This is a genomic window from Micromonospora lupini str. Lupac 08 (assembly GCF_000297395.2).
GTDB lineage: Bacteria > Actinomycetota > Actinomycetes > Mycobacteriales > Micromonosporaceae > Micromonospora > Micromonospora lupini.
Genome location: NZ_HF570108.1, coordinates 4,693,208 through 4,707,110, shown reverse-complemented (window position 1 = coordinate 4,707,110; position 13,903 = coordinate 4,693,208). Strand labels below are relative to the sequence as shown.

Genomic DNA, 13,903 nt, shown 5'->3' with positions numbered 1-13,903 from the left:
CCCGCACCGCCCCCGAATCCTGAGAAAGGTGACCATGGACTACCGCTACCACTGCTCCATTCCCGCCTCCGACGGCCGGAACACGCTGCCCTTCAATCCCTGCCGCCTGCTGGACTTCACCCTGCTGCGGCTGTCGGCAGGCGAGTCCTGGACCGGCGAGTCCGGTGACCGGGAGATCCTGGCCGTCATCCTCGGTGGCACCGCCAGCTTCACCGTCGCCGGCCACCACTTCCCACGGGTCGGCGGTCGTCCGGACGTGTTCTCGGGCAAGCCGCACTCCGTCTACCTCCCGGCCGGGTCCCCGATCACCGTCGAGGCCGTCACCGACGTGGAGATCGCCCTTCCCAGCGCCCCCAGCGACCTGGCCGCCGACCCCTATGTCATCGCGCCGGAGCAGGTCGCGACCGGCCGTTGGGGAGCGGCCAACTTCGGCCGCAACTACCACCAGATCCTCACCGAGATCGCCCAACCGGACCTGCCCGCCCGCCGGCTCATCGTCGGCGAGACCTACACGCCCTCGGGCAACTGGAGCACCTACCCGCCACACCGGCACAGGGTCGACGACCTGCCCGCCGAGGCCGCACACGAGGAGATGTACTACTACCGCGTCAACCCGGCGAACGGGTTCGGCATCAGCCGGGTCTACACCGACGACGGGTACGAAGAGAACGTCACCATCCGCGACCACGTGATGCAGATGATGCCCGAGGGCTACCACACAGTGGTCAGCGCGCCCGGCTACACCACGTACTTCCTGTGGTTCCTGGCCGGCACACAACGCACCCAGGGCGCCCGCGAGGACGCCGACCTCGCCTGGGTGGGCAAGACCGTGCCGACCCTGCGCAGCGTGGGGCTGTAGCGATGCGTGGCTCGTTCGGCCGTCCGCACCGCCGGACGGCAACGCGCCGCCCGGGACAGGACCCGGGCGGCGCGTCTCCGGCAGGCTCGGCGTTGCCGGATGCGGCACTAGGCGCGCGTGCTCCACTGCTGGTTGGCGCTGCCTTGGCAGGCCCAGAGGCGCAGTTGCGTTCCGTTGGCCGTGCCGGAGTTGACGGCGTCGAGGCAGAGCCCCGACTGGACTCCGGTGATGGTGCCGTTGGAGTTCAGGTTCCACTGCTGGTTGGCTTGGCCGTTGCAGTCCCAGATGATGACCGCCGTGCCGTTGCTGCTACCCGCTCCGCTGGCGTCCAGGCACTTGTTGCCGTAGACGGTCAGGGTGCGGTTGGAGGTGTGGGTCCAGCGCTGGTTGGTGCGACCGTGACAGTCCCACAGTGCCGGACGGGCCCCGTTGGTGGTGCTGGAGCCGGGGACGTCGATGCAGCGGCCGGACTGGTTACCCACGATCAGCACGTTCTGCTGGCCGGACGGCGGGGGAGTGCTCGGCGGGGGAGTGCTTGGCGGAGGGCTGGTCGGCGGCACGGTCGACCCGAACTGGCTGAAGAACCTCCACACCTCCTGCTTGACCCAGCTCCGCGCGCCGCTCTCACAGCCGGCACACCCGTCGACCGGCCCCTGCTGGTGGCCGCCGTCGAACGCGGCCCAGAGCACCGGGTATCCGGCCTGACACGAGTAGGCGGTGGTGATGTGGCTCAGGCTGCCCGCCCTCGGTTCCGGCGGGTTCTGCGCGGCGCAACCGTTGTTCCGGACGAACCTGTCGCGCAACGCCCGTCCGTTCGCGATGTTGTCGTTGATGCCGTGAATCCCCAGGTACGCCACTGGCTGGTTGCCACCGCTGCAGCCGCTGATCGCCCCCGGGGCCGCGATCGCCGCGACCGCTCGGAACACGGTCGGCCGGGAACACGCCAACGAGTAGCTCATCGCGCCGCCGTAGCTGAACCCGACCGAGAAGAGTTGCGTCGTGTCGACGCAGAGCGCGTTCTCGATGACGCGGACCATGTCGTCGGTGAAGGTCACGTCCTCACCGTTGGAGTTGCCCCAGCCGTTACCGATGCCCTGCGGGGCGACGAAGATCGTGGTGTTGTTCGACTGGGAGAGCATGCCGTAGTAGGCCCACGGGGCTCCGTCGCTGCCGCCCGACGCGACCTGCTCGGCGGTGCCGCCCAACCAGTGGAACCCGAAGGCCAGCCGGTGGGCGTAGGTGTTGTTGTAGTTGTCGGGCAGCCGAAGGATGAAGCTGCGGGTCTTTCCGCTGCTCTGGATGGTGTGGGTGCCGCTGTTCAGGCCGGGCGCCTTGCCGCAGCCGGCGGTGGTGGCGGCGGATGCCGATCCGCCGGCCATGATGACGTACGCCCCGACGGCGAACAGAACCATGACCGCCATGACGGCCCCTATCCAGGGGCTGGAGAGTTTGCGAAGTGGCACAGCTGCGCCTCCTTGTGGTGGTGGTGGTGGTGGTGGACAAAGGCCGGTGCGTTGTTGCTGCTGGCGTTCGGGGTCACCGGCCAGCGATGGCGTCGACGGCGGTCCTTCGCGGACCGTCGAGGGCACTGCCGACGCCGCGGTGGCCGGTTCTGGTCGCCGGGCCGACGGCTGGCAGTGAGCCACGCCACACATAGACTAGCATCGTCGTGTGACGTATGACGTCATTCGTGGCCGAACGAGCGCCTTCGATGCCTTGACACTCTAGATGGGATCGCTAACACTTGTCCGCAACAAGTACTTAATGATCTGGACACATGGCGTCTGCCTCGCCGGCGACACCGGCGCGGCACATTACCCACCACCCGCAGCCGTACAGCCCGGGGCCGTGCCTCCTCAGTGCTGTTAACGCTCACAGGTGAAGTCCACCCGGGTGTTGTCGTCAGTGACGCGCCAGCGAAGGTTCGACGCGACAGCGGCCTCCGCCCCGTCGCAGGACCTCCCAGCCGAGTCGTCTGCCCCTCCGCGAAGGAGAAGGACCGATGTCGAGAGTCCTCGCCCGGCTCTACGCGGTGTCGCTCGCCGCGTGCCTGTTGTTCACCACCTGGTCGGTGGCGACGCCGAAGGAGGCGGCCGCGCTCGACCCGACCGTCGGCTACCTGATGGCGCACTTCACCGGCGAGTCCTCGACCGGCCAACAGATCTACCTCGCCCACAGCACGGACGGCCTGCGGTGGACGGACCTCAACAGCGGCGGACTGGTGCTGCGCTCCACCGTCGGCACCCGTGGCGTTCGCGACCCCGCCCTGGTCCGCTCGCCGAACGGTGACCGGTACTGGATCATCGCCACGGACCTGTGCATCGGCTGCGGCCAGGACTGGTCGGCCGCCATCAACAACGGCAGCCGCAACCTCGTCGTGTGGGAGTCCACCGACCTGGTCAACTGGTCGGCGCCGTGGCTGCTGAACGTCGCCGGCGCGATCCCGGACGGACGCAACGCCTGGGCCCCGGAGGCGATCTGGAACCCGGCCACCGGCGACTACGTCCTCTACTGGGCGACGAACGTCCCGCTCAACGGGGCGACCAAGCACCGCATCTACGCCGCGCGCACGACGAACTTCCGCAGCATCACCACGCCGCAGCTCTACATCGACCGGCCCGGCAGCCAGGAGATCATCGACACCCAGATCGTCGAGGTGCCGGCCGGCGTCGGCGTCTACCGGTACGTCCGGGCCTCCCGGGACGGTCAGATCGCCATCGAGGGCAGCAACTCCATCCTCGGCACCTGGACCAGCCTCGGGAACCTGTCCGGCGTCGGGCTGACCGGAGCCCAGGTCGAGGGCCCGATGTGGACGAAGTTCAACTCGCGCAACGAATGGGCGCTCTACCTCGATCAGTACTCCAGCGGTCGCGGCTACCTACCGGTCCTGACCACCGACCCGTCGAACGCGGGCAGCTACCGACTGCCGGCGTCCGGCTCGTACGCCATGGGTGGCACCAGGAAACGGCACGGAACGATCCTCAACCTGACCGCCGCCGAACAGAGCCGGGTGCTCGCCCGCTGGCCGGTCACCGCGGTGAACCGGATCCAGTCGTACAACTTCCAGGACCGGTACGTGCGGCACTACGACTACGACGTGCGGATCGACCCGAACGTCAGCCCCGCCCAGGACGGCCAGTGGCGGGTGGTGCCCGGCCTGGCCGGCTCCGGAACGGTCTCCATCCAGTCGGTCAACTACCCGAGCCACTACCTGCGCCACTACGGGTTCGACTTCCGGCTGGAAGCCAACGACGGCACCGCCACCTTCGCCGCCGACGCCACCTTCCGGCAGGTCGCCGGCCTGGCCAACTCCTCGTGGACGTCGTTCCAGTCGTACAGCCACCCGGACCGCTACATCCGGCACTACAGCTACCTGCTCCGGCTCGACCCGGTCAGCGACACGTCTGGCCGCGCCGACGCCACCTTCCGCCTGACCACCTGACCACCGACCGCCACCCCCACACCGATTGGACCTGTCATGAAACGGAAAAGGCCGCCCCATGGACACGTGTCGCCGAGCAGCCGGCCGCTGCGCCGGCTCCTGATCGCTCTGTTGAGCGCGCTGACCGCGCTGGTCGGCATCGTCGTCGTCACGTCGTCGCCGGCCACTGCCGCCACCAGCCAGTTCCGCGGCATGAACTGGGCCATGCTGGGCGACAACTTCAAGACCAGCCCGCTCGTCGTGCAGGGTCTGAGCATGTCCGACAGCAACGCGACGGTGCGGGCCAAGGCCAACGCCCTCTACGACGACATGGCGTCCACCATGGGGGTCAACACCGTCCGGCTGCCCATCAACACCCACACGGTGGGTACGGCCTGGTGGGAGGCCTACCGAGGCGCCATCGACGCCGCCACCGCCCGCGGCTTCAAAGTCATCCTCGCCTACTGGGAGGACGGCGCCGCCTCCGGCGGCAGAATCACCAATCTCGCCGCCTGGAACACGATGTGGTCCACGGTGACCAACACGTACGGCTCGAACACCAACGTCTACTTCGAACCGATGAACGAGCCGCACGGCTACAGCTCGGCCGAGTGGCGCACCGTCGCCGCGAACTGGCTCAGCTACCACACCTCCGCGGTGCCCGGCCGGGTGCTGATCGGCGGCACCGGCTTCAGCCAGGACCTGCGCGACATCTGCAACGACAGCCGCTTCAACTCGACGCTGCTGTCCTTCCACTACTACGCCTTCTTCTACGGAGCGATGACCTACGACGGCTTCCGCAGCCACATCCGGGAACGCCTCGGCAACTGCGCCTCCCGCGCGGTCGCGACCGAGTTCGGCGGCCCCATGAACGACGGTCGCAACTACGCCGACGCGGGCAGCACCGACAACTTCGTGCGCTACATCCGGGCCATGGCCCAGGTCATGCGGGACAACCAGATGGGCGGCACCTACTGGCCCGCCCTCGGCGGCAAGACCGGCACCATCGGCTACGACTGGTACTCGATGTTCGCCCTCACCGGCAGCGGCACCGACCTCAACCTGACCGTCCGCAACACCTCCGGCGCCGACCGGATCCGGTACGCGTGGGGCGACACCATCGGCGGCGGCGACCCGACGACGCCCCCGCCGTCGACGGGAACGTTCTACCGGCTCGACGTGCGGCACAGCGGCAAGGCCATGAACGTCCAGTCACCGAACACCGACAACGGCGCGCGCGTCGCCCAGTACACCTACGGCGGCAACGCCTGGCAGCAGTGGCAGTTCCAGGACGCCGGCAGCGGCTACTGGCGCATCGTCAGCCGGAACAGCGGCAAGTGCCTCGACGTGGTGAGCGCGTCGACCGCCGACGGCGCCGAACTCGTCCAGTACACCTGCGGCAGCGGCACCAACCAGCAGTTCCAGATGGTCACCAATGGCAGCTACTTCCAGCTCCGCGCCCGCCACAGCGGCAAGTGCGTGGACGTGCCGGCCGCCTCGACCGCGGACGGCGTGATTCTCAAGCAGTACACGTGCAACACCGGCGCCAACCAGCAGTGGTCGCGCACGGCGGTCTGACGGTCTTCTCGACGTGACGACCGATCCACGGTGACCCGCACCCCCGGTACCGATCTGGTGACCGGTACCGGGGGTGCGCGCCGTACCGGCGCCGGAGGTGTCGGCCTCGCACCGGGCCAGCGCGGCCATTCCCGCGTCAGGCGGCCCTGAGGTCGGCCGCGCCGAAGGAGACGGCGAATCGCTTGCACCAGATGGAGACGCTCCGGAAGTCGCGTGGGTCGACCGAGGCCGGTATCTCGTACACCTGGTTGCCCTGATTGCCCTTGAGCCTCGCCAGCTCGACCCACTCGCCGTCGTCGAACACCCGCCACCCGGCCTTGCCGAGGGTGACCGGTTGGTCGGTCAGCCACACTCGCAGGTCCGGCCCGCTCGACGTGCTCAGGTTCCGGATCACGAGCTGGTGGCGCCCGTCGGCGAGCCGGTGGATCTCGGCGCTGCCGGTCGTCCGGTGCTCATGGGTAACGAACTCGCCGGCGGTCAGGATCTCGTTCCCCGCTGGTGTCGCCGTCGGAGCTGTCGAAGCCGGGGGAGCCGCGGACGCGGGAGCTGGCGTCGGCGTGGCCGATGTCGTCCGCGCGGGGGGAACCGCCTCGTCGACGTACGTGTCGGTGAACAGTTTCCACGGCTGGAACCAGTAGAGGGCAAGAGCCGTCACGAGGACAGCGGCGGCGAGAGCGGTCCAGGCCGCTCGCGACCGGAAGATCCTTTTTCCCACCCCCGGAGCGTACGGCCGTTGCCGCCGTCGGACCGGTCGCGAGCCCTTTCGGAACTCTTACGACGCTTGCCACGCCCCAGGGTGCCAGACCGAGGGCGAGGGTGGCGGACGCGGCGCCGAGCAGCGCGACCGGCAGCAGGTTCGCCGTGCCGGCGAGGGCAGTGGCCAGGGGCAGCGCGGCATCGGCCAGCTTCGCCCCGATCCACGTGCCCACCCGCACCGACCAAGCCCCGCTGATCACGCTGAACCGTCCCACACCGGCGTACCGCCTGCCTGCCACCACACCCGATGCTGATCGCCCAGGCTGATAGGTTGATCTGAGGTGTGCCGGGAAGCCTGGTCGGCGTTGCGATGACGGCTGACCAGAACCGGAGAAGCGCCGAATGAGCACCCTGGCCTGGATCGCGGTGGCCGTTTTCGTCGCCGCCTACATCCTCATCGCCACGGAGAAGATCAACCGGGTGGCGGTGGCCCTGGGTGGCGCATCCATCATGCTGGCGATCGGGGCCACCGACGCCGAACACGCGTTCTTCTCGGAAGAGGCGGGCATCGACTGGAACGTCATCTTCCTGCTGCTGGGGATGATGCTGATCGTCGGTGTGCTGAAACGTACCGGCCTGTTCGAGTACCTGGCGATCTGGAGCGCCAAGAAGGCCCGCGGCCGTCCGTTCCCGATCATGGTGATCCTGGTTGTGGTGACCGGCGTGGTGTCGGCGGCGTTGGACAACGTCACCACGGTGCTGCTGGTGGCGCCGGTGACGCTGTTGGTGTGCGAGCGGCTCGGTGTGCCGCCGGTCCCGTTCCTGATCGCCGAGGTCATGGCGTCCAACATCGGTGGTGCGGCCACGCTTGTCGGCGACCCACCGAACATCATCATCGGCAGCCGTTCGGGGCTCAGTTTCACCGACTTCCTGAACGTCATGGCTCCGCTGGTGCTGATCGTGCTCGTCGTCTTCATCGGCCTGTGCCGGATCATGTTCCGCACGGCGTTTCGCTACGACGCCGAGCGCGCGGCTCGGGTGATGGCGCTGCGGGAGGCGGACGCGATTCGCGACCCCCGCCTCGTGGTGATCAGCCTGGTGGTGCTGGGCACGGTGCTTGTCGCGTTCAGTCTGCACACGGTGCTGCACCTGGAGCCGTCGGTGGTGGCCATACTCGGCGGCCTGCTGCTTCTGGCGTTGTCCCGGCTGGACGCGGAAGACGTGGCAAAGGACGTCGAGTGGCCGACGCTTGTGTTCTTCGCCGGCCTGTTCATCATGGTCGGGGCACTGGTCGCCACCGGGGTGATCGACAACATCGCCCGGTCGGCGACCGAGGCCGTCGAGGGCAAGCTGTGGCCGGCCACCATGTTGCTGCTGTGGGCCTCGGCGGGGTTGTCGGCGATCGTGGACAACATCCCGTACGTGGCGACGATGAGCCCGATCGTGAGCGAGCTGGTGAACGCCGAAGGCGGGCTCGGCAGGGCTCAGGTGCTGTGGTGGGCGCTTGCCATCGGAGCTGACTTCGGCGGCAACGCCACTGCCGTCGGCGCGTCGGCGAACGTGGTGGTGCTCGGCATCGCCGACCGCGCCGGGCACAAGATCACTTTCTGGGGCTTCACCAAGTACGGCCTGATCGTCACCGTGATCTCGGTGGCGATCGCGGTGCCGTATCTGTGGCTGCGATTCTTCTGACGCTCAGGTGCCGAGCATCCGGTCGAGCAGCCCGTCCAGGGTGATCGCGCCGGTCATCACCCGGTCGCGGTCGACGACCGCCACCAGCGGCACATTCGATCGGGCCATCACCGAGGCGACTTCGAGCAGTGTGGCCTCGGCGCTGACCGCCGGCAGCTCCGGACGGTTGCGGGGCAGCAGGTCCGCGACGGTGCGCTCCCCGATGCCCTTCAGGATCACGTCGGCAGCGGCCTCGTCGATCACCCGGGCCAGCGCCGGATCGTCCTGGCAGTAGGACGGCAGCGCCATCCGCAGCACCTGTGTGCCGGCCAGCACCGTCGACGGGCGGCCCATGGTGTCCACCACGATCAGGCCGGGCAGGTCCTGCGCCGCCAGGATCCGCGCGGCCTCCCGGGCCGGCATGTCCTCGGTAACGGTTTCCATCGGGATCGCCACATCGCTCGCGCGCACGCACCGACGATACGCCCGGGCGTCGTGTCGACCGCTCTGATGCCGAGTGTCGGTCCGCCTGCGGCCGACCTACCGCTGGTAGACGTCGGGAACGTCGTCGCGGTCGCGATCGACCTGCTCGGCCTCGTAGAGCTGACGGTAAGCGCGATTGCGCGTCCGCAAGATGATCGTGGCGAGCGCGGCGGCGATCAGGGAGCCCGCCAGTACGGCGATCTTGACCCGGCCGTCGGCGTCGCTGCCGACACCGAAGGCGAGTTCGCCGATCAGCAGCGAGACGGTGAACCCGATGCCGGCCAGCACGGCCAGGCCGACCACGTCGATCCAGGCCAGCCCCGCGTCCAGCCGGGCCCGGGTGAACCGGGCGACGAGCCAGGTCGCCAGCAGGATGCCGATCGGCTTGCCGGCGACCAGGCCGAGCGTGATGCCGACGGCGATCGGATCCCTGGCGGCCTGCGCCAGGCCGTCGAGCCCTCCGACGGCCACCCCGGCGGACATCAGCGCGAACACCGGCACCGCGACGCCTGCCGAGATCGGCCGGAACCGGTGCTCGAAGTGCTCGGCCAGGCCGGGCCCCGGGCCGGTGGAGCGCAGCACCGGGACGGCGAAGGCGAGCAGAACCCCGGCGACGGTGGCGTGCACACCGGAGGCGTGCACCAGCGCCCAGGTCGCGAACGCCAGCGGCAGGAGCAGCCACCATGAGCGCACCCGACGCTGCACCAGCAGCGCGAACAGGCCCAGCGGCACCGCCGCGGCCAGCAGCGGCAGCAGCGACAGGTGGGCCGTGTAGAAGATCGCGATGATGACGATCGCCAGCAGGTCGTCGACCACCGCCAGGGTCAGCAGGAAGGTGCGCAACGCGCTCGGCAGATGCCGACCGATCACCGCCAGCACGGCGAGGGCGAACGCGATGTCCGTGGCGGTCGGCACCGCCCAGCCCTGCACCGCGCCGCCCCGGTTCACCACGAAGTACAGCAGGGCCGGCACGAGTACGCCGCCGACCGCCGCGGCGACCGGGACCGCCGCCCGACGGGGATCACGCAGGTCACCGGCGACGAACTCGCGCTTGAGTTCGAGACCGGCGACGAAGAAGAAGATCGCCAGCAACCCGTCGGCCGCCCACATCGCCAGCGGCAGGTCGAGGTGCAGCGCGTGGGGCCCGACGGTGAACGCCGTCATCGCGTGGTAGCGGTCCGCCCAGGGGGAATTGGCCCAGATCAGCGCGACGACGGCGCCGATCAGGAGGAGCGCGCCGCCGATCGTTTCCTTGCGTAGCACGTCGGCGATGCGACGTGCCTCAGCCCAGGAACCACGGCCGAGGACACGGGGCGGGGAATTCGACGTCACAGGCGGGCCAGCTTTCGGAAGACAGGTCGGGGCGATCTGCCGACCAGACTTCCCGGCGCACCGGAAACCATCCTACCGGGACCTTTCGCCGCGGGGCCCCTCGACCACCCGCTGCCGGCGGCACCCCGTCGGCCACCAGAACTCGTTTCAACCGACCGGGTCCGTGGGTACGCTCCCACCGGCTGATCATCCGATCGACGGAGACCCTCGTGATCATGGCTCTGCTGCTCGACCTCGCCAACATCGTTGGTGGTTTCCTGCTCGCCGTCTCCGTGCTGCGGCTCTTGCCACGCGTCGGTGACGACCTGGGCCGCCTCGCCGGTCGGGCGGCCCCGATCGCGTGGGTGGTCGGCCTCGTGGCGCTCGTGACCGGCGGCTACTACCTCATCGTCCACCTGGTGTCCGGCCCTCGGGTGTTCCACTTCGAGGTGGTGGGGATCGGTGTGGGTCTCGCCCTGTTGTGGAGTCGCCTCACCGGGCGGCCGACGCCACGCGCCGAGCAGTCGGACGGCGCGACCGGGGTCCGCCTGTTGCTCGCGATCTTCGGTCTCATCGCGATCGTCGTCGGCATTCAGGGGCTCTTCACGCCGGACGGCTGATCAGGCCCCCGCACCCGCCCGCCCGTGCGGCGTTCGCTGCACGAGCGGGGTGTCACCCCGGCGGTCGACGTCGGTCGCCATCAATTCCCTGATTGAGGAGAGCTCCATGTCGGTCCAGGCATTTCTCTACGTCATCGCGGTCATCCTGATCGTGCTCGCCGCCCTGCCGCTGCCCACTCGCGGCATCTCGTTCGCGCTGCTGGGTGCCGCCTGCGCCCTGCTCGCGTACGCCTGGCCGGTGATCACCGGCTGATCCTTCGTCGGTGTGGTCGGTGGCCGGCGCCCGACGATGGTGCCGGCCACCGGCCATGTCCCGCGGCGCGGGGTCAGCCCGGGATTCGTCGCCGTACGCGGCGGACTCCAACGGCGTCCACGAGACGCCTCCCGGGTCAGGCGGTGGTGGACGGTCGCGGCGAGCTGGGGCTCACGGCGCCGGCGAGAAGAAGCACCACGGCCGGCAGGAAGGCGCCGCCGATGCCCAGCCCGAGCAGCAGCCCCCACCCGGTGATGACAAGCGCCGCCGTCAGGTCGACGACCAGGCCCAGCCGGCCGATCCGCTGTGCGAGGACCGGCAGCAGCGCGGCGACGACAGGCACCCCGAGCAGATAGCCGGCCGCGGCCCCGGAGTCGTCCACGGTGTAGGGGGTCAGCGCGGCGGCGACCAGCACGGTGATCGCCAGGGCCGAGCAGCGCAGGATCCACCGAACGTCCTCCGGCCTGCGGACCAGGACCACGACACCGACGAGCAGGACGGCCACGACGGCACCGATGGTCGCCACACCGATCATCATGGTCTCCTCGGCCGCCGCAGGTGGTGTGTCATCGAAGGCTGCGAATCGCCGTCGCCGCCTCCCACGATACGACCGGTCGTGCTCGCCGCACGAGACTCGACGCCCGGCCTGCTGACCGACGGCGTTCTCCGGTCACCCGGGCAGGCCGAAGTGGTGGGTGAGCGAGGCGCGCAGGGTGTCCGCGTCGCCGGCGGACCATGCGACGAAGCAGTCGGGGCGTACGAGCAATGCCGTCGCTGTCGTGCCTCGCAGCGCACCGGTGACGATGTCGACCCGGTCGCGCCAGGGTGCGGCCACCTCGGCGTAGACGCCCGTGGAATCCAACAGCAACGGCCGGGCGGTACGGGTCAACTCGGCGAGGCGTACCGGGCCGTGGTCGCCGTCCACGACCACGTCGGGGGCACTGCGGCCGGCCAACGGGTCGGCCGGGTCGGCGGGGTAGTGAATGTCCGCGCCGGACATCAGCGCCGCGATGTGCCCGGTCACCTCCGGCGTGCGCAGCAGCTCGGCGAAGAGTTCCCGCAGGCCGGTGATCTCGTCGCCGGGGCCGATGAGCGCCGACTGCGCCTGGGTGGACATGACCACCCGTTCGGCGACGGGGCGGCGCTCGGTCTCGTACGTGTCGAGCAGGCCCTGCGGCGCCCAGCCGCGCACCGTGGCGGCGAGTTTCCACCCCAGGTTGGCGGCGTCCTGCAGGCCCAGGTTGAGGCCGGGGCCACCGATCGCCGGGTGTACGTGCGCGGCGTCGCCGACCAGCAGCACCCGGCCGGCGCGGTAGCGGGCGGCGATGCGGGTGTTCTGGCCGTTCAGCCGCCGCAGCAGGCCGGGGCCGGGGCCGTCCGGCTCGCCGAGGGGGACGTCGGCGCCGAGCACGCGGGCGACGCTGGCGCGTAGTTCCGCCAGGCTCATCGGATTCTCGTCGCTCGTCGGCACGTCGGGCCACTCCGTCGTGCTCAGGATCGCCGGACGGCCGGGAAACGGGGCCCAGGCGATCAGGCCGCGTTCGGTGCGGGTGTGCAGGAAGGGTGGGACGACACCGTGGCCAGGGACGCGCAGCGCGCCGGTGTCGGGGTCGAGGAATGACGCGGGGACGGTCACGGTGGCGGTGCGGGAGACCGACCGGTCGTAGGTGACGCCGGGGAAGTCGATGCCGGCGAGGCGGCGTACCGCGCTGCGGCCACCGTCGGCGCCGACGAGGAAACGGGCGGTGAGCTGCGTACCGTCGGCAAGACAGACCTCGACCACGTCGGGGCGTTGGCGAAGGTCGACGACCTCGTGGCCGCGGCGCAGATCCACTCCGAGCTCGGCTGCTCGGGCGGCGAGGGTGGCCTCGAGCTGGGCCTGCGGCACGCCGAGCACGTAGTGCGGGTTCTCCGCGAGCATCGTGAGATCCAGCGGGAACGCGCCGAAGGTGAAGGCCGGTTGGGGCGACGGCGGGGTGCTCTCCGCACTGAGCCGCGTGTAGAGGTCGCGCCTGTCGAGCAGGCGGACGACCTGGCCGACGACGCCGTTGGCGCGGGGCTCGCCGGTGGGTGTGGCGTGGCGTTCGAGGACGACGGGGTGGACGCCGGCGAGGGCCAGCTCACAGGCGAGCATGAGGCCGTTGGGGCCGGCCCCGACGATGAGGACGTCGATCATGGCAGTGATCCCTTCGGGGTGTGCGCCATCGCCCCGGCAGGCGCGGCACGCGGCCGGCCCACCGTGGGGTGTGACGCTGCTGGAAGACGTGTGGGTGCGGCTCGCCCGGAGCGGGGGGATCGGACCTCAGCGGGGCGGCGCGGGAAGGCCGGCGGCGACCTGGGCGAAGGCCTCGGTGATGAGGCGCTCGATCGGGGTGGGCGGGTCGGGGCTGTCGAGATAGTGCTGCATGGCGACGGCGACGGCGGCGCTGGCGGCGGCCGCGACGAGCCGGGGATACATGTCGGTGGCGAGGTCGGTGCCGGTGCGCTCGGCGACCGCGGCGGCCAACTCGGCCTCGGCGATCGCGACGGCACGCAGTCGCTCGCCCTGCAGGGCGGGCTCGGCGAGCATGGTGCGGACGCCGGCCACCCACTGGGCGTGCGCGGGGGACGGCATGGCATCGACCTCGGGGCCGCGCGTGAACTGCTCCAGCGCGGCCTGGGTGAGCGCCGCCCAGAGCGGCTCGTCGGCGGGGCGTTCGCGCAGCGCGGCGGCGGTGCGCATGCTGCGGTCGAGGTGGCGGGAGGCGATCGCCTCGGCCTTGCTGGAGAAGTAGTTGTTGAAGGTGCGCGGGGAGACGCCGGCAGCCTCGGCGATGTCCTCGACGCGGACGTTGTCGTAGCCCCGCTCGGCGGTGAGGTGGATCGCGGCCCAGCCGAGCGCCGCCCGCGTCTCGGCCTTCTTGCGCTCCCGCAACCCCGTCATGCCACCACGGTAGCACTAGTTGCGCGACCCGCAAAGATGCGCGGCGCGCAAATAAAGCGGGTGGGCTGACCGACACCGACGGGGTTCG

The 13,903-nt window shown here is 70.1% G+C and carries 13 protein-coding genes; 6 read left to right on the top strand and 7 right to left on the bottom strand.

Annotated features, from left to right (window positions below; genetic code table 11):
* Positions 1 to 34: 34 nt before the first annotated feature.
* Positions 35 to 859 carry a 5-deoxy-glucuronate isomerase gene (gene iolB, locus MILUP08_RS22560; RefSeq protein WP_039908580.1) on the top strand — a complete coding sequence of 275 codons (825 nt, stop codon included), beginning with the start codon at positions 35 to 37 and terminating at the stop codon, positions 857 to 859.
* A 107-nt stretch (positions 860 to 966) separates the two neighbouring features.
* Here iolB and MILUP08_RS22555 read toward each other — a convergent pair whose 3' ends face one another.
* Positions 967 to 2,271, bottom strand: a complete 1,305-nt coding sequence (locus MILUP08_RS22555; protein WP_051066030.1) for a ricin-type beta-trefoil lectin domain protein — start codon at positions 2,269 to 2,271, stop codon at positions 967 to 969.
* 590 nt (positions 2,272 to 2,861) lie between these two features.
* On the opposite strand from MILUP08_RS22555, the gene MILUP08_RS22550 reads away from it, so the two are divergent.
* Together MILUP08_RS22550 and MILUP08_RS22545 are read left to right on the top strand one after the other, a co-directional pair.
* Positions 2,862 to 4,301 carry a glycoside hydrolase family 43 protein gene (locus MILUP08_RS22550; protein WP_007461955.1) on the top strand — a complete coding sequence of 480 codons (1,440 nt, stop codon included), beginning with the start codon at positions 2,862 to 2,864 and terminating at the stop codon, positions 4,299 to 4,301.
* A gap of 66 nt (positions 4,302 to 4,367) precedes the next feature.
* Positions 4,368 to 5,858: an RICIN domain-containing protein gene (locus MILUP08_RS22545; RefSeq protein WP_237747164.1), complete on the top strand. Its 1,491-nt coding sequence runs from the start codon at positions 4,368 to 4,370 to the stop codon at positions 5,856 to 5,858.
* Between the two features lie 136 nt (positions 5,859 to 5,994).
* On the opposite strand, the gene MILUP08_RS22540 is transcribed toward MILUP08_RS22545, so the two are convergent.
* Positions 5,995 to 6,573: a DM13 domain-containing protein gene (locus MILUP08_RS22540; protein WP_007461951.1), complete on the bottom strand. Its 579-nt coding sequence runs from the start codon at positions 6,571 to 6,573 to the stop codon at positions 5,995 to 5,997.
* A gap of 383 nt (positions 6,574 to 6,956) precedes the next feature.
* Between MILUP08_RS22540 and MILUP08_RS22535 the strand changes: the two genes are divergently transcribed.
* Positions 6,957 to 8,246: an ArsB/NhaD family transporter gene (locus MILUP08_RS22535; RefSeq protein ID WP_007461950.1), complete on the top strand. Its 1,290-nt coding sequence runs from the start codon at positions 6,957 to 6,959 to the stop codon at positions 8,244 to 8,246.
* A gap of 3 nt (positions 8,247 to 8,249) precedes the next feature.
* On the opposite strand, the gene MILUP08_RS22530 is transcribed toward MILUP08_RS22535, so the two are convergent.
* Positions 8,250 to 8,696 (bottom strand): CBS domain-containing protein, encoded by a 447-nt coding sequence (locus MILUP08_RS22530; RefSeq protein WP_007461948.1) that lies wholly within the window; start codon positions 8,694 to 8,696, stop codon positions 8,250 to 8,252.
* Between the two features lie 69 nt (positions 8,697 to 8,765).
* On the bottom strand, positions 8,766 to 10,040 hold the full coding sequence (gene nhaA, locus MILUP08_RS22525) for a Na+/H+ antiporter NhaA (RefSeq protein WP_007461946.1): 1,275 nt from the start codon (positions 10,038 to 10,040) through the stop codon (positions 8,766 to 8,768).
* Positions 10,041 to 10,255: 215 nt separating this feature from the next.
* On the opposite strand from nhaA, the gene MILUP08_RS22520 reads away from it, so the two are divergent.
* Together MILUP08_RS22520 and MILUP08_RS36035 are read left to right on the top strand one after the other, a co-directional pair.
* Positions 10,256 to 10,639 (top strand): hypothetical protein, encoded by a 384-nt coding sequence (locus MILUP08_RS22520; RefSeq protein ID WP_237747161.1) that lies wholly within the window; start codon positions 10,256 to 10,258, stop codon positions 10,637 to 10,639.
* 106 nt (positions 10,640 to 10,745) lie between these two features.
* Entirely contained in the window at positions 10,746 to 10,892 is a 147-nt protein-coding gene (locus MILUP08_RS36035) for a hypothetical protein (RefSeq protein ID WP_007461943.1), read from the top strand.
* A 136-nt stretch (positions 10,893 to 11,028) separates the two neighbouring features.
* Here the strand turns inward: MILUP08_RS36035 and MILUP08_RS22515 are convergent, their stop codons facing one another.
* The 3 genes from MILUP08_RS22515 to MILUP08_RS22505 form a co-directional block, all read right to left on the bottom strand.
* The gene (locus MILUP08_RS22515; RefSeq protein WP_007461942.1) at positions 11,029 to 11,427 is read right to left on the bottom strand and encodes a hypothetical protein; all 399 of its coding nucleotides are present in this window, start codon (positions 11,425 to 11,427) and stop codon (positions 11,029 to 11,031) included.
* Between the two features lie 135 nt (positions 11,428 to 11,562).
* On the bottom strand, positions 11,563 to 13,068 hold the full coding sequence (locus MILUP08_RS22510; protein ID WP_007461941.1) for an FAD-dependent monooxygenase: 1,506 nt from the start codon (positions 13,066 to 13,068) through the stop codon (positions 11,563 to 11,565).
* 126 nt (positions 13,069 to 13,194) lie between these two features.
* Entirely contained in the window at positions 13,195 to 13,815 is a 621-nt protein-coding gene (locus MILUP08_RS22505) for a TetR/AcrR family transcriptional regulator (protein ID WP_007461940.1), read from the bottom strand.
* Positions 13,816 to 13,903: the final 88 nt, after the last annotated feature.

Excerpts from the sequence above, each read along its gene's own strand:
- iolB (WP_039908580.1), top strand. The coding sequence starts at position 35 with ATGGACTACCGCTACCACTGCTCCATTCCCGCCTCCGACGGCCGGAAC.
- MILUP08_RS22555 (WP_051066030.1), bottom strand. The coding sequence starts at position 2,271 with ATGGTTCTGTTCGCCGTCGGGGCGTACGTCATCATGGCCGGCGGATCG.
- MILUP08_RS22550 (WP_007461955.1), top strand. The coding sequence starts at position 2,862 with ATGTCGAGAGTCCTCGCCCGGCTCTACGCGGTGTCGCTCGCCGCGTGC.
- MILUP08_RS22535 (WP_007461950.1), top strand. The coding sequence starts at position 6,957 with ATGAGCACCCTGGCCTGGATCGCGGTGGCCGTTTTCGTCGCCGCCTAC.
- MILUP08_RS22520 (WP_237747161.1), top strand. The coding sequence starts at position 10,256 with ATGGCTCTGCTGCTCGACCTCGCCAACATCGTTGGTGGTTTCCTGCTC.
- MILUP08_RS36035 (WP_007461943.1), top strand. The coding sequence starts at position 10,746 with ATGTCGGTCCAGGCATTTCTCTACGTCATCGCGGTCATCCTGATCGTG.
- MILUP08_RS22515 (WP_007461942.1), bottom strand. The coding sequence starts at position 11,427 with ATGATCGGTGTGGCGACCATCGGTGCCGTCGTGGCCGTCCTGCTCGTC.
- MILUP08_RS22510 (WP_007461941.1), bottom strand. The coding sequence starts at position 13,068 with ATGATCGACGTCCTCATCGTCGGGGCCGGCCCCAACGGCCTCATGCTC.
- MILUP08_RS22505 (WP_007461940.1), bottom strand. The coding sequence starts at position 13,815 with ATGACGGGGTTGCGGGAGCGCAAGAAGGCCGAGACGCGGGCGGCGCTC.